Below are 25,817 nucleotides of genomic sequence, written 5' to 3'. Positions count from 1 at the left end.
CAATTGGCTAAGTCCGATTTTGGGTTAAATTGGCCATCCGTTTTACCCAAAAAACATCATTTCTAGCTCAAATTTAGGCATAACGCGTGGCAACTAAAGCAACTACCAAAAAAAGCAGCCCAAAGGCTAGCGCCGGAGATCACCCTAAGGCGCTCATCATTGCAGAGAAGCCTTCTGTTGCCAATGACATTGCTAAGGCCTTGGGCGGCTTTACAAAGTATGAGGATTATTTTGAGAGCGATGAATTCCTAATCTCTTCCGCAGTTGGCCATTTATTAGAAATTGCCGCCCCCGAAGAATTTGACGTAAAACGTGGCAAATGGTCATTTGCCAACTTGCCGGTGGTGCCGCCATATTTTGATTTACGTCCGATTGCAAAAACTGAGTCGCGCCTCAAGGTTTTACAAAAGCTCATTAAGCGCAAAGATGTTACTGCGCTCATTAATGCTTGTGACGCGGGACGTGAGGGGGAGTTAATTTTCCGCCTAATTGCGCAACACGCAAAGGCATCGCAATCTATTCAGCGCTTATGGTTGCAATCGATGACTCCAGCCGCCATTCGCGAAGGTTTTACCAATTTACGCAGCGATGAAGACATGAAGCCTCTTGCCGATGCGGCTCGTTGTCGCTCAGAGGCAGACTGGCTGGTCGGCATCAATGGCACGCGCGCAATGACCGCCTTCAATAGCAAGAGCGGCGGCTTCTTCTTAACGACTGTAGGTCGTGTGCAGACTCCAACGCTTTCTATTGTGGTGGAGAGGGAAGAGCTCATTCGCAAGTTCATCTCTAAAGATTACTGGGAAGTGAAGGCTGAATTTATCGCTGCTGCTGGCGTGTATGAAGGCCGCTGGTTTGACCCTAAATTCAAAAAGGATGCTGCCGAGCCCGACGCACGCGAGAACCGCCTATGGAGTGAGGCTGCAGCTCAAAGTATTGTGGCTGCATGCCGCGGCAAAAAAGCAAGCGTGACTGAAGAAGCCAAGCCTGCTACACAGCTTGCTCCTCAGCTATTTGATTTAACTAGCTTGCAACGTGAAGCGAACGCGCGTTTTGGATTCTCTGCAAAAAATACATTAGGTCTTGCACAGGCTTTGTATGAGCGCCACAAAGTATTAACCTATCCACGTACCGACGCAAAAGCGCTTCCTGAAGACTACCTCGATACCGTTAAACAAACCATGGAGAACCTTGCTGAGCATTCGCAAGACTATCGTGCTTTTGCTAAACAAATTTTGAAGGGTGACCCAAAGGATCCTAAGGCTAAAGCTGGCTATGGTTGGGTAAAGCCAAACAAACGAATTTTTGATAACTCTAAAATTTCTGATCACTTTGCGATCATCCCAACATTAGAAACGCCTAAAACTTTAAGCGAGCCCGAAGCCAAGCTCTACGACTTGGTTGTACGCCGCTTCTTGGCCGTGTTTTATCCTGCCGCAGAGTTCCGCGTGACCACACGCATTTCCGAGGCGTCCGGACACCACTTTAAAACCGAAGGTCGTGTGCTTGTAAACCCTGGTTGGCTAACGGTTTACGGCAAATCCAATCAAGCAGACGATGAGCTAGTCCCGGTTCAAGAGGGTGAAGCAGTGCAAACTGAATCTATTGCAGCAGTGCCATTGAAAACCAAGCCGCCAGCACGCTATACAGAAGCAACCTTACTTTCCGCAATGGAAAGTGCGGGTAAGTGGGTTGATGATGATGATATGCGCGAAGCGATGGCTGAAAAGGGATTGGGTACACCAGCAACTCGGGCTGCCATCATCGAAGGCCTGCTTGCTGAAAAATACATGGTGCGCGAAGCTCGTGAGCTGATTCCAACTGCAAAAGCATTCCAATTGATGACTTTGTTGCGCGGCTTAGATGTTGAAGAGTTAACTCGCCCCGATCTCACTGGTAGCTGGGAGAACAAACTTTCTCTCATCGAGCAGGGCAAGATGAATCGCGATACTTTCATGCAAGAGATCGCACAAATGACTCAGCGTATCGTCAAGCGCGCCAAAGAATACGATAGCGATACCATTCCAGGCGACTATGCCACCATGACTACGCCGTGCCCACACTGTAAGGGTCCGGTAAAAGAAAACTATCGTCGTTTTGCCTGTGAAAAGTGTGGCTTTACGATCAGCAAAACGCCTGGTGGACGCGCATTTGAATATCCAGAAGTTGAAGAGTTGTTGCGTGAAAAAACCATTGGACCGCTGCAAGGCTTCCGCAGCAAAATGGGGCGCCCATTTGCAGCCATTATTAAATTAAGCGAAATTCCGGAGGATGACAAAGATTATCCAAATGCGGGTTTCAAACTTGAGTTTGATTTTGGCAACACTCAAGATGATGAGACTGAAGCTGTCGATTTCACGGGCCGTCTGGCGCTAGGCGTTTGTCCAAAATGTTCAGGCGCAGTATATGAAGATGGCATGCGTTACGTTTGCGAAAACAATACTGGCCCCAATAAATCATGTGATTTCAAAACCGGAAAAGTAGTGCTGCAACAAGAGGTCTCACCAGAACAGGTTCAGAAATTGCTGAAAGAGGGCAAAACAGATCTTCTAACCAACTTTAAGTCGAACCGCACTGGGCGTGGCTTTAAGGCCTATTTAGCGCTAGATTCTGCTGGCAAAATTGGTTTTGAATTTGAGGCCAAAGCACCTAAGGCTGAAGGCGCCGCTCCTGCAAAGAAACGAGCGGGCGCAAGTGCAGCGACTAAGTCTGAAGCAAAACCTAAGCGCGCAAGCAAAGCAAAATCATCCTCTAGCAGTTGAGCTGTAATCAGCTTAGCCGCTAGAGCGGACCACAAAATTCCTCTCGACCCCAAGGCAGTAGCTAAAAATATTCCTGGGCGCTGAGGAAGTGCGCCAATGATAGGCAAACGATCGCCGGCAACACAACGAATGCCCACAAACTCTCCAGATTTCATTAACGAAGCAAGATTGCCTTCTTCATAATCTACTAAACGCTTGGCTTGCTCACGATTGAAGTCATCACTCGTTTCTGTTGGTGAGAGATCATCCTCACCCTCATCAAAACTAGACCCCACAATCCATTGATAGCTGCCATCTTCAAATTGCTTAGCGGGCAAGCAATAGCCATCTCCAGAAATGCCAACCCGAGGTAATTTTTTGACCCAAGGGTCGCCTTCCTGCACCTTGAAAATACTGAGTTGGCCGCGCACGGGCCTTAAAGGCAAACGAATACCGACACTATTCATGAGGGCCTTGGCCTCCATAGCGCAGGCTACTACAATCTGGTCTGCAGTCACAATCAATTTGTTTGAGGCATCAAATAAATGCCACTGATTGCCAAGCTTTTCTAAACGCGCGATGCGCGTATTCCAAATACAAGTTAATCGCTGATGTTCTTGTAATAACTCTTTGCTTGTTTCGTGTAAATTTAAGCCGGCGCCGCGCGGCAACCAAACACCGCTTTGCTCAATTCCACAAAGTTTTTTAGCTTCTTGGGCATCCATAGCAATCGCCATATCTTCATCAAGATCCAATGCGCGAAGATGTTCTATTGTTTCGGCGCGATCAAAAACCCTATCTTTTTTGGTCGGCTGAAATATCCCGTGCTGTCGCCAGACATGTTTCCAGCGAGCCTCTGCAAGCAAAAATGCAATACGCGTAAGTCGCAATAAACGAGGGGCGCCTTTGCCAATATGCGGATGTGCAATGGCATAAGCATGGCTTGAACAGGCGGCGGCCGGGGAGGGAGCGGTGTCAATAATACAAACAGCTTTGCCACGCTCAAGCAACTCATTTGCAATGGTTGCCCCACAAATGCCTGCCCCAATCACCACTATTTCATGGTGTTGGGGTTTGGTCATTGATTAAGTATTGATAAAACGATTGATGCTTCTATGAGCTTATGAAGCTTAAGCATTCAGGCGTTGTTCGATCTTGGAGCGAGTTTCTTTCATCTCTTTTGGCAAGCGATCGCCAAGATGCTCGAACAATTCTGTGTGCAGCTTAAGCTCATTCTTCCAATCATCAATTCCAACGGTGATCGCTTTAGTGAACTTTTCTGCGGAATAGTCGAGACCACCCCAATGCATATCGGCGTACTCTGGGGTAATACCAAACGGAGTTTCTTTACCGCTTGCCTTGCCTTCTGCGCGACCCAAAATCCAAGAAAGAACGCGCATGTTTTCACCGAAGCCTGGCCATACAAACTTGCCATTCTCATCTTTGCGGAACCAGTTCACGCAATAAATCTTCGGCAATACTGCGCCTTCAGCTTCGAGCTTCTTACCAATATTGAGCCAATGTTGGAAGTAGTCGCTCATGTTGTAACCAGCAAATGCAATCATTGCAAATGGGTCGCGACGTACAACGCCAATTTGACCTGTAATTGCTGCGGTGGTTTCAGAGCCCAATGTTGCAGCCATGTAAACGCCCTCAACCCAATCACGCGCCTCACTAACCAAAGGAACCGTATTTGAACGACGACCACCAAACAAGAAGGCATCAATAGGAACTCCAGCTGGATCATCCCAATTTGGATCAACCGCTGGGTTGTTCGTTGCAGCAACAGTAAAGCGTGAGTTTGGATGCGCAGCTTTGCGGCCAGCAGCGCCGTCAGCCGGGGTCCAATCCTTGCCTTGCCAGTCGATCAAATGTGCTGGTGGAGTTTCTGTCAAACCTTCCCACCAAACATCGCCGTCATCTGTCAAACCAACGTTTGTAAAGATCACATCCTGATTGAGAGAGTCGATACAATTTTGGTTTGTTTGACGGTTTGTTCCAGGAGCAACGCCGAAGTACCCAGACTCTGGGTTAATCGCAAACAAACGGGTTTTGCCAGTAACAGCATCTTTGCGTGGCTTAATCCAAGCAATGTCATCACCAATAGTGGTAACTTTCCAACCCTCGAATCCCTTTGGAGGAATCATCATGGAGAAGTTGGTTTTGCCACATGCAGAAGGGAATGCAGCCGCGATGTGATATTTCTTACCTTCGGGTGAGGTTACGCCCAAGATCAACATATGCTCAGCCAACCAACCTTGATCGCGACCCATATTGGAGGCAATGCGTAATGCAAAACATTTTTTACCTAACAATGCATTGCCGCCGTAGCCTGAACCGAAAGACCAAATCTCACGTGTTTCTGGGTAGTGAACAATGTATTTGTTTTTGTTGTTTGGCCATGCAACATCTTTTTCGCCAGCAGCCAAAGGCTTGCCAACCGTATGAACACAAGGAACAAACTCGCCGTCAGCACCAAGCTGATCGATTACCGCTTTACCCATGCGAGTCATCAACTTCATGTTGATCGCTACATAAGGGCTATCGGATAGCTCAACACCAATGTGTGCGATTGGTGAACCAATTGGGCCCATAGAGAAGGGCACCACATACATGGTTCTACCGCGCATACAACCATCAAATAATGGATTCAATGTTGCTCGCATTTCGCTTGGCTCTACCCAATTATTGGTTGGGCCGGCATCTTCTTTCTTTGCTGAGCAGATAAAGGTGCGGTCTTCGACACGCGCCACATCTTCAGGATCAGACAAAGCTAAAAATGAGTTTTTACGCTTAGCAGGGTTAAGGCGCTTAAATACACCAGCACTCACCAACAACTCGCACAATTCGTCGTATTCAGCTTGTGAGCCATCACACCAACGAATGGCGTCAGGCTTGGTAAGAGCTGCCACTTCGCCAACCCATTCAATTAAACGCTTGTTTTTTACGTAAGCCGGCGCATTCACATTAATCTGGCCGCTGGTAGTTGAAGTCATATGGTTTCCTGTGAAGATTAAATTTTTTAATCCGATGATTTTAACATTTTGGTTACATTTGCTGTGTGGGCCAGACACAGCACAAACCCTTTACTTGCCAATACAGAACTGGCTGAAGATTTTTCCCAAAAGGTCGTCTGGAAGCAGTTTTCCAGTAACTTCACCCAAATGTCTTTGGGCCAAAGAGAGCTCTTCTGCAAATAATTCGAGAGAATTGTTGCCATTTGCAGCGAATTCTTCTGATTTTTCAATATGTTCGGCTGCACGCTCTATGCAGTCCAAATGTCTTCTACGAGCCAAAATGGCACCCTCCTGGGGTCCAGCCCAGCCCACAAGCTCCAAAATCTTCTGTTTTAGCGCCTCTATTCCCTCTCCGGTTTTGGCGGAAATCAGCAAAGATTCTCTGGACGCAGTTTTTGATGATTCTTGGAGCAAATCAGCCTTATTCACAAGCTCAAGCACAGCGCATTTGGGTGGTAATTCCCTCAAAATCTGGGTTTTTAGGTCGTCCTGTTGGGGGGGCGACTGAGCATCAGTCAAAAAAATCACTACGTCTGCCAAACGAATGGCATCCCAGGATCTTTCAATACCTTTTGCCTCTACAACATCCGTTGTTTCGCGCAGACCGGCTGTATCAATAATATGCATGGGCACACCGTCAATGGTGATGCTTTCTTTAACCCGGTCTCGGGTTGTCCCAGCAATGGGGGTAACAATAGCCACCTCTTCACCGGCCAATCGATTCAGCAAAGAGCTTTTTCCCACATTCGGCGCACCAGCCAATACCAGCTGAATTCCGTCGCGCAAGATTTTTCCCTGCTTTGCGCCGGCACGTAAAGCCTGTAACTTTTCTTTAACGGCGGTTAAGCGCTGACGCGCCTGAGCGTTTTCTAGAAACTCAATTTCTTCTTCTGGGAAATCTAAGGTTGACTCAACCAAAATTCTGAGTTGGGTAATTTCTTCAATGAGATTGTTAATGTCGTCAGAAAAAGCACCCTGCAAAGAGCGAGCTGCGCCGCGAACAGCCGCCTCGCTTTGCGCATCAATTAAATCTGCAATAGCCTCAGCCTGGGTTAAATCAATCTTGTTGTTGAGATAGGCGCGCAGGGTAAATTCGCCTGGCTCTGCAATGACAAGCCCCTCGTTTTTGCCGAGCTCAAGACAGCGCTTCATCACCAGCTCAAGAAGTTGTGGTCCACCATGACACTGAAGCTCTAAAACATCTTCACCCGTAAAGGAGGCTGGCCCAACAAAATAAATTGCAATGAGCTGATCAATGGCTTGGCCATTCTCATCGCAGAGCGTTAATAAGTTTGCTTGTCTTGGGGAAAGATTTTTTTGAAAAAGGGTGCGCGTCAGGGTGCTTAAATGTTTTCCGCTAATGCGAATAACCCCAACGCCCGCCTTGCCTGGCGCGGTTGCAACAGCAATGATGGGCAATTTTCTTGTCATCATTGCTGTCTATTTATTACAGGCGAGTTGTGCCGCGCTTAAATTACTTAGCGGGCTTTTTTCCAAATATCCGATTAATCTGCCATTGTTGAGTAATGGACAGAATATTGTTGGTGACCCAATACAACACCAGGCCCGCAGGGAAGAAAAAGAACATGATTGAAAAGGCGATTGGCATGTACATCATCACCTTCGCCTGAATTGGATCTGGAGGCGTTGGGTTCAACTTCGTTTGCACAAACATCGAGACAGCCATGATGACTGGCAGAATGTAATACGGATCAGGCACTGAGAGGTCGTGAATCCACAACACCCATGGTGCGCCGCGCATCTCAACTGATGACAATAGAACCCAATACAAAGAAATAAACACGGGGATCTGAATCACAACTGGTAAACATCCACCCAGTGGGTTAATCTTTTCTTTGCGATACATCTCCATCATGGCTTGATTAAGCTTTTGAGGTTCGCCCTTGTACTGCTCCTTCATGGCCGCCAAGCGTGGCTGCACTTCCTTCATGCGAGCCATCGACTTATAACTTGCAGCAGATAGGGGGAAGAAGACCAACTTAATTAAGATGGTCAACAGGATGATGGACCAACCCCAGTTGCCAGCAATATTGTGAATATGCTCTAGCAACCAAAAAATAGGTTTGGCCAGAATAGTTAGATAACCATAGTCTTTAAGAAGCTCAAGTCCAGGGGCTATGGTTTCAAGCATGCGCTCTTCTTGGGGGCCAACAAATAACTGCGCATTGGCGATTAATGTGGTTCCAGTTGGAATTGCGCCTAATTGTGTCTGCATTCCAACTCGGTACAAATCGCTATCGATTCTTCCTGAATAAATGTCTCGCGGCAATTTGTCATCTGGAATCCATGCACTAGCAAAGTAATGTTGAACCATAGCAACCCAGCCGGGCTGTCCGGCCGATATCTGTGCGGGTGCAGTAAATTTATTTTTCTCTATATCTGTAAATGGGACTTTTTTAAACTTATTCCCATCGGTATAAATTGCTGGCCCAGTAAAAGTGCTTGCAGAAAAAGCGCCTCCAAAAGGTCCTATTTTTTGCTCCTGGGAGCCATCTCGCACAATCTCTGTATACAAACTCAGTGGGGCACCATTTGCTGCCACCTGTGTAACCCGATGTCCAACATAAACATCGTAACTCTGAGGATTAAGGAGAAATGTTTTTTCTAGTTTCACACCGTTACGCTCGGCGGAAAGAACCAAGAATGGTCTGCCAGACCCATCTTTGCCTGAGCGATCAAGCTTAAATGTGCTTGTATGGTTTGGCAAATCCACATTACCAACAGCCACCAAACCTGAGCGAGCTACATAGGTGTGGGTAGGCGTATGTTGGAAAATTTCTACTGGTTTTTGATCTGCGGTTAGTTCTTTTAATAATTTCGCACCAACGACGTTTGCGCCCGCAGAACTTATCTCCAATGAAAGAAGTTCGTTAGACAAAACAAATTTTTCAGCACTCTCGCCCGTTATTGCTTTGGAGTTGGGCGCCTGGGTAATGGGTGTGCCTGCTATTGCCGCCGGGGTATCAACCTTGGGCGGTGTCGACTTATCGTTTGACGAAGCAACAACGGCTGGGGATCCACCAAACAAGGATGGTTTGCCCTCATGAACCTGCCAATTGTTGTAGAGCATGAGACCCGACATCGAGAATACTGCCCAAAGAATTGTTTTTTTAAAGTCCATTTACATTCACTTAAGTTGGTGTTTTGTATCTTTTACAGCAGGATCATAACCGCCGTGTGACAAAGGGTTGCAGCGCAAAATACGCCACACCGTAAGACCAAAGCTTTTAATAAATCCGTAGTGACTAAAGCAGTCACATGCATATTGCGAACAGCTGGGCACATACTTGCAGTGCATTCCTAAATACGGGCTTAAAGCGAGTTGATATATTTTTACCAACTTAATTGCCGCACTATTTAAAGCTCGCACCTAAAGCAGCCCTGAAATTTGAGAGCGCAAAATTTCTTTTTCTTTGTTTCTGAGTCTGCCTCGAGTTTCGCGACCAATTGGTTTTTTGAGCTTAACCACAACATCTTTGCTTAATGTACTGTCTTGAGCCGTCCAAACCAATTCGCGAATCATCCGCTTTAGGCGGTTTCGATCAACCGCTCTTTTGGCTAGCTTCTTTGCTACCGCAACCCCCAAGTCGGGTTTAACGCCCTCTTGAGTGGATGCAACATACACGCCCCAATACAAACTTGTCTTGGGGCGTGTTTTTAGTAATTCAGAAATCTTTGCGCTATTCAATGGCTAAATTACACAGCCAAACGCTTGCGGCCTTTTGCACGACGAGCATTTAAAACTGCGCGTCCGCTTTTGGTTTTCATGCGAATACGGAAACCGTGTGTACGCTTGCGACGGGTTACTGAGGGTTGGTAAGTTCTTTTCATGTTCGATCCCTGGAAAACCAAGTATTTTCCTTGTTGCAGAGCAAAAGGTCAATCCATCTTGATGAATATGTAGGTGTTTTTCTCTATTTTTATTTAAATTTCTCTTAAATCTTTAATTTAAATAGAGATTTTTCTATTATTCACAAGTTATCCACAGCTTTTCCACGTTTTTGTTACTTGTGGATAACTTTGCAGCATCGCTACAATGGATCCTCCAAAAATATGAGCAACTTACACAATCCTCCCGCCTTGAATTCAATTAGCCCACTGGGGTTCTGGGATGATGCTATCGGCATTTTATCCCGCGAACTGTCGCCCCAACAGTTTAAAACATGGATTCAACCCCTTACTTTATTATCTTTTATTGAAAGTGATGACTCACTAACAATTGGAGCCCCCAATCGATTTAAGTTGGACTGGACCAAAAAGACATTTGCCGACCGATTCCAAGAGCTGGCCTCCCAGTATTTTGGGCGCCCCATTAATGTCGGTTTTACACTCTCTGTCGAGGGTGGCACAACCAATACCGCACCCCCTGTATCACTGGAAGAGCCCATAGAAAAAAATGTTTCTGTGGAGACACCGGAACCAAACATATTGGTAGAAGAGAGTGCTTTTGAGATTGAAGATCACTCAAAACTCAACCCGAACCTTACTTTTGAAACGTTTGTTACTGGCAAAGCCAATCAACTTGCTAGGGCAGCGTCGATTCAGGTGGCGCATAACCCTGGAACCTCTTACAACCCCATGTTCTTATATGGTGGGGTAGGTCTGGGTAAGACCCATTTAATTCATGCGATTGGCAACCACCTCTTAAAAGAGAAGCCAAACGCCCGTATTCGCTATATCCACGCCGAACAGTATGTTTCAGATGTGGTCCGCGCATACCAACAAAAGGCGTTTGACCGCTTTAAGCGCTACTACCACTCCTTAGACCTCTTACTTATTGATGATATTCAGTTTTTTAGCGGCAAATCCAGGACTCAGGAAGAGTTTTTCTACGCTTTTGAGGCTTTATTAAGCAACAAAGCCCAAGTCATTATTACTAGCGATACCTACCCCAAGGAAATGGCGGGTATTGATGATCGCCTTATTTCCCGCTTTGATTCTGGGCTAACGGTTGCCATTGAGCCGCCAGAACTAGAAATGCGTGTCGCTATTTTGATGAAAAAGGCAATTAGTGAAGGCATCCCCATGAGTGAGGACGTTGCATTTTTTGTGGCCAAACACTTACGCTCAAACGTTCGGGAGCTAGAGGGGGCTTTGAGAAAGATTTTGGCGTTTGTTCGATTCCATGGTCGCGAAGTCACGATTGAGGTGGCCAGAACAGCCCTAAAAGACCTGCTTTCTATTCAAAATCGTCAAATTTCTGTCGAAAACATTCAAAAAGCGGTTGCTGATTTCTATAGCATTAAGGTTGCAGACATGTACTCCAAAAGGCGCCCGGCTAATATTGCTCGGCCCCGTCAAATTGCAATGTTTATGGCTAAAGAATTGACACAAAAAAGCTTGCCGGAGATTGGTGAATTATTTGGCGGTAGGGACCACACAACCGTCCTGCACGCTGTTCGCAAGATTGCAGATGAGCGGGCACATGATGGGCAGCTAAACCATGAGATTCACGTTATTGAGCAAACCTTAAAGGCGTAGTTTTTTGCTTGTGGATAAGGTTGTGGACAACCCTAGGGATAAGTTTGGGGATTGGATGTGGATAAATTGTGGAAAGGTTCAGCTTCATGCAAAAATAGGGTGTTGATAAAAAGTTATCCCCTTTTTATGCAGTGCTTATACAAGAGTTTTCCACAGGTTTTTTAGTCTTCAATGTGTTGTTTTATAAGGGGTTTTTGACTTATCCACGGAATTTCGAACCCTTATTACTATTACTACTAAGATATATACAAGGATTTAAAAGCAATGCAACTCGTTAACACTTCTCGCGATAGCCTACTAAAACCACTTCAGGTTGTTAGTGGAATTGTTGAACGCAGACACACGCTGCCAATTTTGGCAAATCTCTTATTTAAAAAAGTTGGAGAAAAAGTTTCATTCATCTCCACTGATATTGAAATTCAAATTACAACAAACGCCAATTTTGGTGTTGGTACAGAAGATGTAACAACAACTGTTGCCGCTAGAAAACTTTTGGATATTTTGCGTGCATTGCCAGAGGGTCCGGTATCTTTAAATCTTAAAGATAACAAGATGGTTGTTCAAAGTGGCAAAAGCCGCTTCTCTTTGCAAACACTTTCTGCAACTGAGTTTCCAGTGATGCAAAGTGTGGGTGAGGTAACCGCTGCTTGGAAGATGTCACAAAAGAGTTTTCGTCAACTCATTAGCCAAGTACATTTTTCAATGGCACAACAAGATATTCGTTATTACTTAAATGGGATGTTGTTGGTAATTGAGGGTAAAGAGGTGGTTGCGGTGGCAACAGATGGCCACCGCCTTGCTTACTCTCAGGTTGAGCTTGCAGAAGCCCCATCAGGCTCTGGTCAAAAACAAGAAATCATTATTCCTCGTAAAACAATTTTGGAGTGTCAACATTTACTCGAGGACTCTGATGAATCCTTAGAAATTAGCTTGACAGCTAATCAAGTGAAGTTTGCGTTTGGTGATATTGAGTTAATTTCGAAATTAGTTGAGGGTAAGTTCCCAGATTTCCAAAGGGTGATTCCGAAGGGGCATAAAAACTCACTCGTAGTTGGTCGTGATGCCCTTCAATCAGCACTCCAGCGTGCTGCTATTTTGACAACAGACAAATTTAAGGGCGTCCGTTTCTCTCTTTCTCCAAACCGCATAACAATCCAATCAACCAATGCTGAGCAAGAAGAGGCTCAAGAGGAGATTGAGACTGAGTATGCTGGTGATGCGGTAGAAATTGGATTTAACGTTAGCTATTTGTTGGATGTTTTATCAAACCTAAAGAGCGAAAAGATTCAAATTAGCTTAGGTGATGCAAATAGCAGTGCTGTGATTACTCTGCCTGGCTCAGAGAGCTTTAAGTATGTTGTGATGCCAATGCGTATTTAACTTAGAAAAAAATGACTGAAGAAAAAAAAGTAGTAGAGCAGTACGGCGCTGCATCGATTCAAATCCTAGAGGGTCTTGAGGCTGTTCGTAAACGTCCTGGTATGTATATCGGAGACACATCCGATGGCACAGGGCTGCACCACCTTGTATTTGAAGTTTTAGATAACTCTATTGACGAAGCCTTGGCTGGCTATTGTTCTGAAATCACAGTCGTTATCCAAACTGATAACTCTATTTCTATTGTCGATAATGGTCGTGGTGTCCCAACAGGGATTAAATACGACGATAAGCATGAGCCGAAACGCAGTGCCGCTGAAATTGTTATGACCGAGCTACATGCAGGCGGTAAGTTCGATCAAAATAGTTACAAAGTTTCTGGCGGTCTACATGGTGTGGGTGTTAGCTGTGTAAATGCGCTATCTAAATGGTTAAAGCTAACCATTCGTCGTGATGGCAAAGCTCATTACATGGAGTTTGCACGCGGCGTTATTCAAAATCGCAATATTGTTAATGAGAATGGCGTTTTAGTTTCTCCAATCACTGTTACCGGCGACACTGAGCTATCGGGAACTGAAGTTCACTTTTTGGCCGACGAGACAATTTTTGGAAATGTTGAGTTTCATTATGAAATTTTAGTTAAGCGTATTCGCGAGCTCTCATTCTTAAACAACGGCGTTCACATTAAACTGATTGATCAACGTACCGGTCAAGAAGAGGATTTTGCTTTCTCTGGCGGTGTAAAGGGGTTTGTTGAATACATCAATCAAACTAAAAATGTACTGCACCCCAACATTTTTTATGCTGAAGGTAATCGCCCTTCAGACCTAGGCGGTCAAATCACTGCTGAAGTATCTATGCAATGGAATGACAGTTTTAGTGAGCAAGTACTTTGTTTTACTAACAATATTCCGCAGCGGGATGGTGGAACACACTTGACCGGCTTGCGTGCTGCAATGACGCGTGTCATTAATAAATACATTGATGAGCATGAAGTTGCCAAGAAAGCAAAAGTAGAAATTTCTGGTGATGATATGCGCGAGGGCTTGGCCTGCGTTTTGTCGGTGAAGGTCCCAGAACCAAAATTCTCTAGCCAAACAAAAGACAAGTTAGTTTCCAGCGAGGTACGTGGGCCAGTTGAAGAAATTGTTGCCGAAGCTTTGAGCGCATATCTTCAAGAGCGTCCTGCGGATGCCAAGATCCTGTGCGGCAAGATTGTTGACGCCGCCCGTGCTCGCGAAGCCGCACGCAAAGCGCGCGATATGACCAGACGTAAGGGTGTGTTGGATGGACTTGGACTGCCCGGCAAGTTAGCTGACTGCCAAGAAAAAGACCCAACAAAATCTGAACTCTTTATTGTCGAGGGAGACTCTGCAGGAGGCTCTGCGAAACAGGGGCGTGATCGTCGCTTCCAAGCAATTCTTCCTTTAAAAGGAAAAATCCTCAACGTTGAAAAGGCTCGCTTTGACAAAATGCTTGCTAGCCAAGAGGTGGTTACTTTAATTACCGTTCTGGGCACCGGTATCGGGATCGAAGAATATAAGGCAGATAAATTACGCTATCACCGCATCATTATCATGACCGACGCAGACGTTGACGGTAGTCACATCCGCACGCTGTTGTTAACTTTCTTCTATAGGCAGATGCCTGAGTTGATCGAGCGCGGTCATATCTATATTGCTCAACCACCGCTTTACAAAGTAAAGTTTGGTAAGAATGAGCGGTACATTAAAGACGACAACGAGCTAAATCAGTTGTTATTAAAAATCGCACTAGAAACCGCCTCTCTACAAACACCAGCAGGTGAAATTGTTGAGGGCGAAGCACTTAATGAGTTGGCTAAACACTACCAAGTGATTCAGTCGATTGTTGACCGCTTGTCTCGCACCATTGATGAAGATGCTCTGCGAGCAATTGCTTCAGGAACACCATTAAATCTGGATACAGAAAAATCAGCAAATGAGTCTGCTGATCGTTTAAGGCAAGCACTTGCGGACTCTTTGAATCCTTTAGCTTTGCCACCAGAAATTATTGTTCAAAAAGAAGACCGTACTGAGCGCTTCCGCTTGTTGTTATCGCGCCGTATTCATGGAAACTTGAAACTCTCCTCCATTAACTCTGACTTTGTTCATGGCGATGATTACCAAAGCCTCGCAAATGCTGCCGCTGTTTTGTCGGGTAAGGTTGTGGCGGGCTCCAAGGTTCGTCGTGGCGACCCTGATAAAAACCAAAAAGAGCAAACGATTGGCGACTTTAGGGCCGCCTTTGCTTGGTTGTTGTCTGAGGCAGAGCGCGTATTGAGTCGTCAGCGCTATAAGGGTCTTGGTGAGATGAACCCTTCACAGCTGTGGGAAACCACTATGGATGCTAGCTCTAGAACACTCTTGCAGGTAAAGATTGAAGATGCGATTGCCGCAGACCAGGTCTTTACTACACTTATGGGAGATGAGGTTGAACCTCGTCGCGCATTTATTGAAAAAAATGCCCTTATTGCCCGCAACCTAGACGTTTAATTTATGACATCCAAAAAATTAAAACCACCTAAGGTGGACCGATCTTCTATTGTTGTGAAGTCTTCGCCTATCCATGGAAAAGGGGTCTTTGTTGCTAAGCCCATTAAAAAGGGTCAAGCAATCATTGAATATAAGGGCGAGCGCATTAGTTGGAAGCTTGCTGAGAAGCGCCACCCACACGACCCTAAAGATCCTAATCACACCTTTTACTTTTCATTGGAAGATGGTCGTGTGATTGATGCGAAATACGGCGGCAATGCTGCACGTTGGATCAATCACTCGTGTAAACCCATTTGCGAAACCCGCGAAGATAGTTTTGGTGGTGAGCCGCGAGTATTTATTTATGCAAAGCGCGCCCTTAAAGTTGGTGAAGAGTTGTTTTACGACTACTCACTCGATATTGAGGGGAAAATTACGAAGCAAATGAAAAAAGATTACGAGTGCCGTTGTGGTGCAAAAAAATGCCGTGGCACTATGCTTGCAACTAAAGATAAGTAAAAATAATTTTCATGTTGTTTGTAACAATCCAAGAGCTAGAGGCTGCCATCAACTACTGGCGCAGTCAGTCCCCATCAGAGGGTGATGAGTTGCGGCTCTGCCCTGAAGCTTCGGCCCTCGCTAAACCATATGCGTTAATGATTGTGCAGGGCGCCCAAAGGGTTCCGGTTGACGTCTTAGACGAATTAGCTCGTTCAGCAATTCAGCAATTTCAAAAACTTTCCTAAAAAATTTTTAGCGCTACCGCTTTAATTGTTTAGGGTAATTGCTATATAAACCCATGCCATCTTCGGGTATCCTCGTATTCTTGCTCCCAAGTAGGGGGTAGAGGGTATGACATTGCAAGAAACAATATTAAAAACAATCGGACTGGGAAAATCCTTTAAGGGATTTTCTGCGGTCACTGATGTGAACCTAGATGTCGCTCGGGGAACCATCCACGCTTTGATTGGGCCTAATGGAGCCGGCAAGACGACTTGCTTCAATTTGCTGACTAAGTTTTTAGAGCCCAGCAGCGGTCAAATCTTATTTAACGGTTTTGATATCACCAAAGAGGCCCCCGCACAAATTGCAAGACGGGGCATTATTCGCTCCTTTCAGATTTCCGCTGTTTTTCCACATTTAACGGTTATTGAAAATGTTCGTGTTGCACTGCAGCGAGGATTGGGTACGGAGTTTCACTTCTGGAAGTCTGGAAACTCTTTAAATGTGCTTAATGAGCGCGCACTAGAGCTTCTACATGAGGTTGGTTTGGAAGGTTTTGCCGACGAGGAAACTCTCAATCTAGCTTATGGCCGTAAAAGGGCGCTTGAAATTGCAACAACTTTAGCTATGGAGCCAGAGTTAATGCTTTTGGATGAACCCACCCAGGGAATGGGCCACGAAGATGTTGAGCGCGTAACAGAGTTGATTGATCGTGTGGCCAAGGGCCGCACTATTCTGATGGTTGAGCACAATATGAAGGTGGTTTCTTCAATTGCAGATCGTATTACCGTTTTACAGCGTGGCTCCGTGCTGGCTGAGGGTTCTTATCATGAGGTTTCAAACAACCCACTGGTTGTTGAGGCTTATATGGGTAGCCATGGGGGAGACAACCTATGAGCACCATGGCGCTAGAGGTTAAAAATTTAGAGTCTTGGTATGGCGAATCTCACATTTTGCATGGCGTGAATTTTGCTGTGCGTGATGGCGAGGTTGTTACTTTACTTGGAAGAAATGGCGCCGGTAGAAGCACCATTCTGAAGACCATCTTAGGATTAACTAGTAAAAGAACTGGTTCTGTAGAGGTCTATGGGGCGGAAACTATCTCCATGCCCACTTATAAGATTGCTCGTTTGGGGGTTGGTTTTTGCCCAGAGGAAAGAGGAATTTTTGCTAGCTTGAGTACAGAGGAAAACCTTTTACTTTTGCCAGAGATTGCGCCCGGCGGCATGGGTTTGGATGAGATTTATGAAATGTTTCCAAACCTTTATGAAAGAAGAAACAGCCCTGGTACCCGCCTATCTGGTGGTGAGCAGCAAATGCTAGCGATGGCGCGAATTCTGAGAACCGGCGCAAAGCTATTGTTATTGGATGAGATTACTGAGGGGTTGGCGCCCGTGATTGTGCAAAAGCTTGGAGAGGTTGTTACCAGTTTGCGCAACAAAGGCTTCACGATTGTGTTGGTTGAGCAAAACTTCCACTTTGCTGCGCCCTTAGCTGATCGTCATTATGTAGTTGAGCATGGAAACGTGGTTGAGGTGGTGCAACAAAGCGAGCTTGCCGAAAAAGCAACTTTATTAAATGAGTATCTTGGTGTTTAGTGGATTTCTATAGGAGACGGTAATGAAGTTAAAGCAAATAACCGCGTGTCTGGTTGCGGCGACCATGTTTGGTTCAAACCCAGTGTTTGCACAAAGCGGATCAAAAGTAAGTGGCGATGTTGTAAAGATTGGCGTCTTAACTGACCTTTCCGGAGTCTATTCCGACTTGGCGGGCCCGGGCGCAGTGATTGCGGCAAAAATGGCGATTGCTGATTTCTCAAAAGACGGCACCGTTATTGGAAAGAAGATTGAGCTCGTAAGCGCTGACCACCAGAACAAAGCTGACATTGCCGCCAACAAAGCGCGTGAATGGTATGACAAAGACGGCGTTGATGTAATTGTTGAATTAGTTTCCACCAACGTTGCCTTGGCTGTAATGGAGGTTGCCGAGCAAAAGAACAAGATTACTTTGGTTTCCGGCGCTGGATCAGTTGCAATTACTAATGAAAAATGTACTGCCAACAACGTGCATTGGACTTATGACACTTACGCCCTTTCAAATGGCACGGGTAAGGCAGTAGTAAAGCAGGGCAAAAAGAACTGGTACTTCATTACCGCTGACTATGCTTTCGGTGCAGCCCTTGAAAAAGATGCCACTGCTGTTGTGACCGCTAACGGCGGTAAAGTTTTAGGCACCAGCAAACACCCATTCCCCAATAGCGATTTCTCTTCCTATCTTTTAAAAGCGCAGGCTAGTGGCGCAGATGTGGTTGCTTTGGCAAATGCAGGCCAAGATACCATTAACACCGTTAAGCAAGCCTCTGAGTTTGGTATCAACAAAAAACAAACCGTTGTTCCTTTATTGATGTTTATCTCCGACGTGCATTCTTTGGGTCTACCCACTGCACAAGGCATGTACCTCACAGAAGGTTTCTATTGGGATAAAGATGACAAGACCCGCGCATTTTCAAAGCGCTTCATCTTGCAGCATAAGCGTATGCCAACAATGGTTCAGGCTGGCGTTTACTCATCTGTTCTTGCTTATTTAAATGCAGTACAAAAAGCAGGTACCGATGACACTCAAGCTGTGATGAAGGCATTAAAGTCTACAAACATCGATGATGGTCTTTTCAAAGGCAAGATTCGTGCCGATGGTAAGTTTGAGCATGACATGTATTTGTTAGAAGTGAAGAAGCCGGCTGACTCTAAGAGCCCATGGGATTACTACTATGTTCGTGCAACCATTCCTGCTGCAGAAGCTACTTTGCCGCTTTCACAATCGAAGTGCAAGTTAGTTAACAAGTAATAAATAGAAATCAAGAATGTTTGAACTTCTCGGAATTACCCCTCAAGGGCTGGTAGCCCAGCTCTTGGTGGGGCTTATTAATGGCTCGTTCTACGCCATATTGAGTTTGGGATTGGCCATTATTTTTGGCCTTCTCAACATCATTAATTTTGCGCATGGTGCTCAGTACACTATGGGCGCTTTTATTGCCTGGATTGGTTTAACCCAGATTAGCCAATGGCTTGGGTTCCCTGACCTAACCATTAATTATTGGTTTGCTCTGATTGTTGTGCCATTGGTTTTGGCGGGATTTGGCTTAATTCTGGAGCGCACGATGTTGCGCCGCCTGTACCACCTTGATCACCTATATGGCTTGTTGCTGACTTTTGGTTTGGCTCTCATTATTGAGGGCATGTTCCGTCATTGGTATGGAATTTCTGGTGAGAGCTACCCGGCCCCGGAGTTATTGCAGGGAGCGATTCCATTAGAGTCGCTTGGCATCATCTTGCCAAAGTATCGCATATGGGTTGTGGTGATTTCTATGGCGGTATGTTTCTCAACCTGGTATGTGATTGAGAGAACAAAGTTGGGTGCCTATTTGCGCGCTGGAACCGAAAACCCCAAATTACTACAAGCTTTTGGTATCAATGTTCCGCTGATGATTTCTTTGGCCTACGCCTATGGCGTTGGCCTAGCAGGTTTTGCTGGAGTATTAGCAGCCCCCATTTTCCAGGTGAACCCGTTGATGGGTTCCAACCTCATCATTGTTGTGTTTGCGGTGGTGGTGATTGGTGGCATGGGCTCGATCATGGGTGCCATCCTTACTGGTTTGGGCTTGGGTCTGGTTGAGGGCCTGACTAAGGTCTTTTATCCAGAGGCCTCCGGCGTTGTGATTTTTGTGATCATGGCAATTGTTCTTTTGATTCGTCCTGCTGGACTGTTTGGGCGGGAGAAGTAAGCATGAATCCAAAAACAAAATTGCTTTACGGCATCTTGGTTTTAATTGCCCTGTTATTGCCGTTCCAAGATTTTATTTATCTCGTGTTTGCAATGAAGGTGTTGTGCTTCGCCCTTTTTGCGTGCGCATTCAATTTGCTTTTGGGTTTTACCGGGCTTCTATCTTTTGGTCATGCAGCATTTTTTGGAACTGCTGCCTACATCACCGCCTACTTCTGCAAAGAAGCGGGCCTCTCCCCTGAGTTAGGAATTGTGTTGGGCGTTGTTGGCTCTGGTGTTTTGGGATTCTTAATTGGATCGTTGGCCATTCGCAGACAAGGCATTTACTTTGCGATGGTGACTTTGGCTCTTTCGCAAATGGTTTACTTTTTAGCTGTTCAGCTTCCATTTACAGGTGGCGAAGATGGAATACAGGGCGTCCCCCGCGGCATGTTATTTGGCTTGATTGACCTAAAGGATGACGTCGCGATGTACTACTTTGTTTTGGCAGTTTTCTTATTTGGTTTTGCCGTCATTATGCGCGCTGTGCACTCTCCGTTTGGTCAGGTTCTTAAGGCAATTCGTGAGAATGAGCCTCGTGCAATTTCCCTGGGTTATGACGTTGATCGTTTTAAGTTGATGTCTTTTGTGCTTTCGGCCGCATTATCTGGCTTGGCTGGCTCCATGAAATCTTTGGTGTTCCAATTGGCAACGCTGACCGATGTTCACTGGCATATGTCCGGCGAGGTTGTGTTGATGACTTTGCTTGGAGGCATGGGAACCATTCTGGGCCCAGTGGTTGGCGCAGGAATTGTTGTTGGTTTGCAAAACTATCTTGCCAACATTGGATCATGGAGCACAATTGCAACCGGCTTCATTTTTGTCATTTGTGTTTTAGCATTCCGCCGTGGCGTTGTTGGTGAAATTGCTGCGTACTATAAAAACAAAAACTGAGCTTTTGTTTTTCCTTTTATTATTTGATTTTTAGTGCGGCGCTTTCGCCGCACTCATTTAATTAAAAGAGACTCTCATCGAATTTTCAATTTTCATATGGCCACTGCTTTTAGCAATGGCTTTCTTTGCTGGGCTGGTTGATGCTGTAGCCGGAGGCGGCGGCCTGATTCAGGTGCCGGCCCTGTTTGCTGCTTATCCCAATGTTCCACCTGCAACTTTGCTGGCGACGAATAAGGTTGCCGCGGTTGGTGGGACCTTTAATGCTGCGCGTAAATTTTTGGGTCATGTTTCTTTGCCTTGGGCAATTGTTTTGCCAGCAATCGTCGCAGGTTTTGTTGGCTCTCTTTTGGGCGCAAATGCAGTGAGCAATTTCCCGGCTGAGCCTTTGCGCAAAGCGTTGCCATTCGTTTTGTTGTTCCTGCTTCTGTACACCTGGTTTCAGCCTTCGCTTGGAGAGGCGCATGCGCCGAAAATTCTTGGGCGTTTTCAACAACTCAAGGGTGTAATTCTTGGCTTAACAATTGGTTTTTATGACGGCTTCTTTGGTCCCGGTACCGGTAGCTTTTTATTGTTTGGTTTTGTGCGCTTTTTTGGTTTTGATTTTCTCCATGCCTCTGCGGCAACAAAATTGGTAAACGTAGCAACCAACCTAGCAGCTATTTTGATGTTGGCTAGCCTGGGTCAAATTAATTGGACGCTTGGTTTTGTCATGATGATTGCCAACATTGCCGGCAGTCAGTTCGGCAGCCGGCTTGCAATTAAACACGGTAGTGCTTTCGTCAGAAAGGCCTTTTTGGTCATTGTTAGCGTGCTGATATTGAAGTCAGCCTGGAATGCTTATTTCATCAATTAAATCAATTACTTAGAAATCAAACCTTTGTTTTTCTAGGAATTGTTGATCTTTTGTTTCACGTGAAACAAACAAAATGCTATGATCATCGCCCTATCTGAGGCAAATCATGCGTTATTCCAAAAGTTTCGATGTCATTGTGGTTGGAGGCGGTCACGCTGGGACTGAGGCCGCGCTTGCGTCGGCGCGTATGGGATGCGATACCCTATTAATCACCCATAGTATTGAAAACTTGGGCGCCATGAGCTGCAATCCTTCCATTGGCGGGATTGGTAAGGGTCATTTGGTAAAAGAAATCGATGCCATGGGCGGCGCAATGGCTGCGGCTACGGATGAGGCTGGCATTCAGTTTCGCATCCTGAATTCTAGTAAGGGCCCCGCTGTTCGAGCCACTCGTGCTCAGGGTGACCGAGTTCTATATAAGGCCGCCATTCGCCGCCGTCTAGAAAATCAACCTAATTTAAGTATCTTCCAGGCTGCAGTGGATGACTTATTGGTCAAGGGTGATCAGGTCCAGGGCGTTGTTACCCAAATGGGGCTGGAGTTCGAGGCAAAAAAAGTGGTCCTCACGGCAGGTACCTTCTTGGATGGAAAAATCCACGTTGGCTTAAATAATTATGCTGGTGGGCGTGCAGGCGATCCTGCCGCAGTTTCTTTATCGGCTAGATTAAAAGAGTTGAAGCTTCCGCAGGGAAGACTGAAGACTGGTACCCCACCTCGCATTGATGGTCGAACAATCGACTTTTCAGTCATGCTTGAGCAGCCTGGGGACTTGGATCCAGTGCCGGTATTTTCTTATTTGGGGCGTCCAGAGCAGCACCCCAAGCAGGTTCCTTGCTGGATTTCTCATACAAACGAAAAGACTCACGATATTATTCGAGGCGGTTTAGATCGTTCACCTATGTATACCGGTGTGATTGAGGGAGTTGGCCCCCGTTACTGCCCTTCTATTGAGGACAAGATTCATCGTTTTGCCTCCAGAAACAGTCACCAGATCTTCTTGGAGCCAGAGGGCCTAACAACTAACGAGTTTTACCCCAATGGGATTTCTACCAGCTTACCTTTTGATGTTCAGTGGGACTTAGTCCGCAGCATTCGGGGTATGGAGTCTGCGGTGATTGTCCGCCCTGGGTACGCAATTGAGTACGACTTCTTTGATCCACGCCAATTACGTCATAGCCTTGAGACAAGGGCAATTGGCGGGCTTTACTTCGCTGGCCAGATCAATGGCACCACAGGCTATGAAGAGGCTGCAGCGCAAGGTATGCTGGCCGGAATCAATGCCGGCTTGGCAGCGAAGGGCAAAGAGCCTTGGCTGCCTAAGCGCAGCGAGTCCTATATTGGTGTTTTGGTTGATGATTTGATTACCCGTGGTGTCCAGGAGCCTTATCGCATGTTTACAAGCCGGGCAGAGTATCGCCTGAGTTTGCGGGAAGACAATGCAGATATGCGTCTAACCACGATTGGGCGCGAACTTGGCTTGGTGGATGACTATCGTTGGGAAGTATTTTGCAGAAAACAGGAGGCTGTTTCACGTGAAACATCTCGCTTGCAAGACATTTGGGTTGGGCCAAAACATGAGGCTGCCCCCCTAGTTTCTCAGTTGCTGGGTCAAGACCTGTCCCATGAATGCAACTTAACCGAGTTATTGAGGCGCCCAGGGGTTACTTATGAAGCAATTACCGCTTTGGGTAATGGAATGTGGGCCCCAGCAACTCTAGACGAAGATCTTGGCTTGGCTGCTCAAATTAGCGATCAGGTAGAAATCTCAGTTAAATACCAGGGCTATATTGATCGTCAGGCGACAGAAATCGCTCGTCAAGAACACAATGAATCATTTCCCTTATCGGAATCATTGGATTATTCCCAGGTTATTGGCTTATCTAAAGAGGTTCAGCAAAAGCTGAATTTGCATAAACCCGAAACATTAGGTCAGGCTGGCCGCATTTCAGGGGTCACGCCTGCAGCACTTTCGCTTCTATTGGTGCACCTTAAAAAAGGCTTGGGCCGCACTCAAGAGACCCATGAGTGAGGGTTTGCTTGCTTTAGGGATTGGTGATCTTGGGTTGGAATTAAGCCCAAGCAATATCGCCGATTTAGAGCTATTTTTGCAAGAAATGGGGCGCTGGAACCAGGTTCATAATCTCACGGCAATCGAGGGTGAGAAAGATTCTATTCGACTGCATCTTATTGATTCTATTGCAGTTTTGCCAGTATTGAAACGCTTCTTAAGGGGCCCGTCTCCTAAGATTGCTGACCTTGGTTCAGGAGGCGGGTTACCGGCCATCCCTATTGCCATTGTTCAGCCGGAGTGGCAGCTTTCGCTGATTGAGGCCATCCGCAAGAAGACGGCATTTCTGCAGCATGTGCGCGGAAAACTGAAATTGAAAAACATTGAGGTGCTGTGCGAGAGAGTGGAAGATGCTGCAATGCAACATCCAGCACAATTTGATGCAGTCATTTCTCGGGCATTTACAAATCTCGCACGTTTTTTGGATCTGTCATTGCCCTTCTTAAAGCCCGATGGCCTGGTATTTGCAATGAAGGCCAAGCGCGCTGACGACGAAATGAAAGATGTTTCCATGGACGATTGGCGCTTAGTTGCCGATGAGCCCCTTCACATCCCTAATTTAGCGGTGGAGCGACGCCTTTTGGTGTTGGCCCCCGTGAGAAAATCCACTCTCACCTCTTAAGTAAACCCAAAAGTAGCCATGGCAAAAATTTTCTGTATTGCAAATCAAAAGGGTGGTGTTGGTAAGACCACTACCGCCGTTAATTTGGCGGCAGGCTTAGCAGGACTACAGCAGCGCGTTTTGTTGGTGGACCTTGATCCTCAAGGTAATGCCACCATGGGCTCAGGGATAGAGAAAGCAGATTTAAACGCGAGCGTATATCAGGTGTTAATTGGCATGACATCAGTTAAAGAATGTGTGCAGCGTTGTGAAAGCTCTGGCTATGATGTGTTGCCAGCTAATCGTGATTTAGCGGGCGCTGAAATTGAATTGGTAGATTTGGATTTACGCGAAGCACGTTTGAAAGATGCGCTTGCTCAAGTGGCAAACGATTACGACTTTATTTTGATTGATTGTCCGCCCGCTTTGTCTTTACTTACGCTCAATGGATTGTGCGCAGCAAATGGCGTGATTGTGCCAATGCAATGTGAATACTTTGCATTAGAGGGTTTGTCCGATTTGGTAAACACCATCAAACAAGTGCATGCAAATTTGAATCCAGACTTAGTCATCATTGGTTTATTGCGCGTCATGTTTGATGCGCGCATGACTTTGCAACAGCAAGTTTCCGATCAGCTACTGGAGCACTTCGGCGACAAAGTATTTAAGACCATAATTCCGCGCAATGTTCGTCTTGCAGAGGCCCCGTCTTACGGGCTTCCTGGGGTGGCTTTCGATAAATCATCACGTGGTGCAAAAGCCTATTTAGAGTTTGGTGCCGAGATGGTTGAGCGTATCAAGCACATGTAATTTTTAGAAAGAACAATAAAGATCATGGTTGCCATTAAGAAAAAAGGTTTAGGTAGAGGTCTTGAGGCGTTGCTTGGAGAAAAGACGCAGCAAGAAAATTCTTCTACTGAAATCAATCGTTTGCCATTAACTGCTTTGCAGGCAGGCAAATATCAGCCGCGTCAAAAAATGGAAGCCGGTGCATTGCAAGAGTTGGCAGAAAGTATTCGCGAGCAAGGTGTTATGCAGCCCTTATTAGTTCGCCTGGTGGCTCCTGGTAAGTACGAAATTATTGCGGGTGAAAGACGCTTTCGTGCGGCAACTATTGCGGGCTTAAAAGAGGTTCCGGTTTTAGTTTCTGGCGCCGATGATCAGGCTGCGGCGGCAATGGCCCTGGTAGAAAATATGCAGCGAGAGGATTTAAATCCTCTCGAAGAATCACAGGGTTTAGCTAGGTTGATTGAGGAGTTTGGATTTACGCACGAGCAGGCAGCAAAGGCTGTAGGTAAGTCTCGCAGTGCAATTACCAACTTATTGCGTCTTGCCCAGCTCGCAAAGCCGGTCCAAGCCATGCTGTTGGCCGGCGATATCGATATGGGACATGCGCGTGCGCTATTGCCCCTTCCCGGGTCGAGCCAGGTGGCTTTGGCCCAGAGAATCTCGGCACAGGGTCTGTCTGTCCGTGAGGCGGAGAGAATGACTGCTGCTTTGGTGATTGCGGGCGGTCAAATTGGAGACAAAAAGGCTAAAAGTAAGCCAAGTACTTCTTCACCCAGCAGCGATCCAGATATGCAGCGTTTGACGCAAGAAATTGCAGATTTGATTGGTCTAAGCACGGAATTCAAGCTCAAAGGCAAAGGTGGAGAGCTCAGGCTTCGGTTCAGCCAATTCGATGAATTAGATTCCCTATTAAAAAAACTGGGTATTGAGTCTTAAATTAGGTC

General features: G+C 46.1%; 22 protein-coding genes and 1 pseudogene. 16 read left to right on the top strand and 7 right to left on the bottom strand.

Going from position 1 to position 25,817, the window contains the following annotated elements:
* The first annotated feature begins 86 nt into the window (after positions 1-86).
* Complete coding sequence (locus ICN40_RS06950; protein ID WP_216243055.1) at positions 87-2,759, top strand: DNA topoisomerase III; 2,673 nt, start codon at positions 87-89, stop codon at positions 2,757-2,759.
* A 59-nt stretch (positions 2,760-2,818) separates the two neighbouring features.
* Here ICN40_RS06950 and mnmC read toward each other — a convergent pair.
* The 7 genes and pseudogenes from mnmC to rpmH form a co-directional block, all read right to left on the bottom strand.
* Positions 2,819-3,820, bottom strand: a pseudogene (gene mnmC, locus ICN40_RS11725) (FAD-dependent 5-carboxymethylaminomethyl-2-thiouridine(34) oxidoreductase MnmC); the annotation flags it as partial.
* Between the two features lie 48 nt (positions 3,821-3,868).
* Positions 3,869-5,734 carry a phosphoenolpyruvate carboxykinase (GTP) gene (locus tag ICN40_RS06945; RefSeq protein ID WP_216243053.1) on the bottom strand — a complete coding sequence of 622 codons (1,866 nt, stop codon included), beginning with the start codon at positions 5,732-5,734 and terminating at the stop codon, positions 3,869-3,871.
* 90 nt (positions 5,735-5,824) lie between these two features.
* Complete coding sequence (gene mnmE, locus ICN40_RS06940) at positions 5,825-7,186, bottom strand: tRNA uridine-5-carboxymethylaminomethyl(34) synthesis GTPase MnmE (protein WP_216243079.1); 1,362 nt, start codon at positions 7,184-7,186, stop codon at positions 5,825-5,827.
* Positions 7,187-7,229: 43 nt separating this feature from the next.
* Complete coding sequence (gene yidC / locus ICN40_RS06935) at positions 7,230-8,897, bottom strand: membrane protein insertase YidC (RefSeq protein WP_216243052.1); 1,668 nt, start codon at positions 8,895-8,897, stop codon at positions 7,230-7,232.
* Between the two features lie 6 nt (positions 8,898-8,903).
* The gene (gene yidD, locus ICN40_RS06930) at positions 8,904-9,146 is read right to left on the bottom strand and encodes a membrane protein insertion efficiency factor YidD (protein ID WP_216243051.1); all 243 of its coding nucleotides are present in this window, start codon (positions 9,144-9,146) and stop codon (positions 8,904-8,906) included.
* Positions 9,147-9,464, bottom strand: coding sequence for a ribonuclease P protein component (gene rnpA / locus ICN40_RS06925; RefSeq protein ID WP_255561278.1), 318 nt, complete (start codon positions 9,462-9,464; stop codon positions 9,147-9,149).
* An 8-nt stretch (positions 9,465-9,472) separates the two neighbouring features.
* On the bottom strand, positions 9,473-9,607 hold the full coding sequence (gene rpmH, locus ICN40_RS06920) for a 50S ribosomal protein L34 (RefSeq protein WP_011903922.1): 135 nt from the start codon (positions 9,605-9,607) through the stop codon (positions 9,473-9,475).
* A gap of 222 nt (positions 9,608-9,829) precedes the next feature.
* On the opposite strand from rpmH, the gene dnaA reads away from it, so the two are divergent.
* The 15 genes from dnaA (at position 9,830) to ICN40_RS06845 (ending at position 25,809) form a co-directional block, all read left to right on the top strand.
* The gene (gene dnaA / locus ICN40_RS06915; RefSeq protein ID WP_255538558.1) at positions 9,830-11,257 is read left to right on the top strand and encodes a chromosomal replication initiator protein DnaA; all 1,428 of its coding nucleotides are present in this window, start codon (positions 9,830-9,832) and stop codon (positions 11,255-11,257) included.
* 264 nt (positions 11,258-11,521) lie between these two features.
* Positions 11,522-12,637 carry a DNA polymerase III subunit beta gene (dnaN, locus tag ICN40_RS06910; protein WP_072582033.1) on the top strand — a complete coding sequence of 372 codons (1,116 nt, stop codon included), beginning with the start codon at positions 11,522-11,524 and terminating at the stop codon, positions 12,635-12,637.
* Between the two features lie 11 nt (positions 12,638-12,648).
* Entirely contained in the window at positions 12,649-15,147 is a 2,499-nt protein-coding gene (gene gyrB, locus ICN40_RS06905; protein WP_216243050.1) for a DNA topoisomerase (ATP-hydrolyzing) subunit B, read from the top strand.
* A gap of 3 nt (positions 15,148-15,150) precedes the next feature.
* Complete coding sequence (locus tag ICN40_RS06900; RefSeq protein ID WP_216243049.1) at positions 15,151-15,645, top strand: SET domain-containing protein; 495 nt, start codon at positions 15,151-15,153, stop codon at positions 15,643-15,645.
* 11 nt (positions 15,646-15,656) lie between these two features.
* Positions 15,657-15,872, top strand: coding sequence for a DUF3717 domain-containing protein (locus tag ICN40_RS06895; protein WP_216243048.1), 216 nt, complete (start codon positions 15,657-15,659; stop codon positions 15,870-15,872).
* A 106-nt stretch (positions 15,873-15,978) separates the two neighbouring features.
* Positions 15,979-16,746: an ABC transporter ATP-binding protein gene (locus tag ICN40_RS06890; RefSeq protein WP_072582037.1), complete on the top strand. Its 768-nt coding sequence runs from the start codon at positions 15,979-15,981 to the stop codon at positions 16,744-16,746.
* Positions 16,743-17,447, top strand: a complete 705-nt coding sequence (locus ICN40_RS06885) for an ABC transporter ATP-binding protein (protein WP_072582038.1) — start codon at positions 16,743-16,745, stop codon at positions 17,445-17,447. Before ICN40_RS06890 ends, ICN40_RS06885 begins: the two co-directional genes overlap by 4 nt.
* Positions 17,448-17,469: 22 nt before the next feature.
* Positions 17,470-18,693, top strand: a complete 1,224-nt coding sequence (locus ICN40_RS06880) for an ABC transporter substrate-binding protein (RefSeq protein ID WP_072582039.1) — start codon at positions 17,470-17,472, stop codon at positions 18,691-18,693.
* Positions 18,694-18,709: 16 nt separating this feature from the next.
* Positions 18,710-19,630: a branched-chain amino acid ABC transporter permease gene (locus tag ICN40_RS06875; RefSeq protein ID WP_216120745.1), complete on the top strand. Its 921-nt coding sequence runs from the start codon at positions 18,710-18,712 to the stop codon at positions 19,628-19,630.
* A gap of 2 nt (positions 19,631-19,632) precedes the next feature.
* Positions 19,633-20,562 carry a branched-chain amino acid ABC transporter permease gene (locus ICN40_RS06870; protein WP_072582041.1) on the top strand — a complete coding sequence of 310 codons (930 nt, stop codon included), beginning with the start codon at positions 19,633-19,635 and terminating at the stop codon, positions 20,560-20,562.
* 115 nt (positions 20,563-20,677) lie between these two features.
* Positions 20,678-21,415, top strand: coding sequence for a TSUP family transporter (locus ICN40_RS06865; protein WP_072582042.1), 738 nt, complete (start codon positions 20,678-20,680; stop codon positions 21,413-21,415).
* A 106-nt stretch (positions 21,416-21,521) separates the two neighbouring features.
* Positions 21,522-23,444, top strand: coding sequence for a tRNA uridine-5-carboxymethylaminomethyl(34) synthesis enzyme MnmG (gene mnmG / locus ICN40_RS06860; RefSeq protein WP_216243046.1), 1,923 nt, complete (start codon positions 21,522-21,524; stop codon positions 23,442-23,444).
* A complete protein-coding gene (gene rsmG / locus ICN40_RS06855; RefSeq protein WP_216243044.1) occupies positions 23,437-24,105 on the top strand; it encodes a 16S rRNA (guanine(527)-N(7))-methyltransferase RsmG in 669 nt (222 codons plus the stop codon). The genes mnmG and rsmG overlap by 8 nt, the downstream gene beginning before the upstream one ends.
* An 18-nt stretch (positions 24,106-24,123) precedes the next feature.
* The gene (locus ICN40_RS06850; protein WP_216243042.1) at positions 24,124-24,894 is read left to right on the top strand and encodes a ParA family protein; all 771 of its coding nucleotides are present in this window, start codon (positions 24,124-24,126) and stop codon (positions 24,892-24,894) included.
* 24 nt (positions 24,895-24,918) lie between these two features.
* On the top strand, positions 24,919-25,809 hold the full coding sequence (locus ICN40_RS06845) for a ParB/RepB/Spo0J family partition protein (RefSeq protein ID WP_216243040.1): 891 nt from the start codon (positions 24,919-24,921) through the stop codon (positions 25,807-25,809).
* The last annotated feature ends 8 nt before the right edge of the window (positions 25,810-25,817 follow it).

The organism is Polynucleobacter sp. Fuers-14 (assembly GCF_018882045.1).
Taxonomy (GTDB): domain Bacteria; phylum Pseudomonadota; class Gammaproteobacteria; order Burkholderiales; family Burkholderiaceae; genus Polynucleobacter.
Note: the sequence above shows the minus strand (reverse complement) of the source record. Positions and strands in the feature narration are given on the sequence as shown.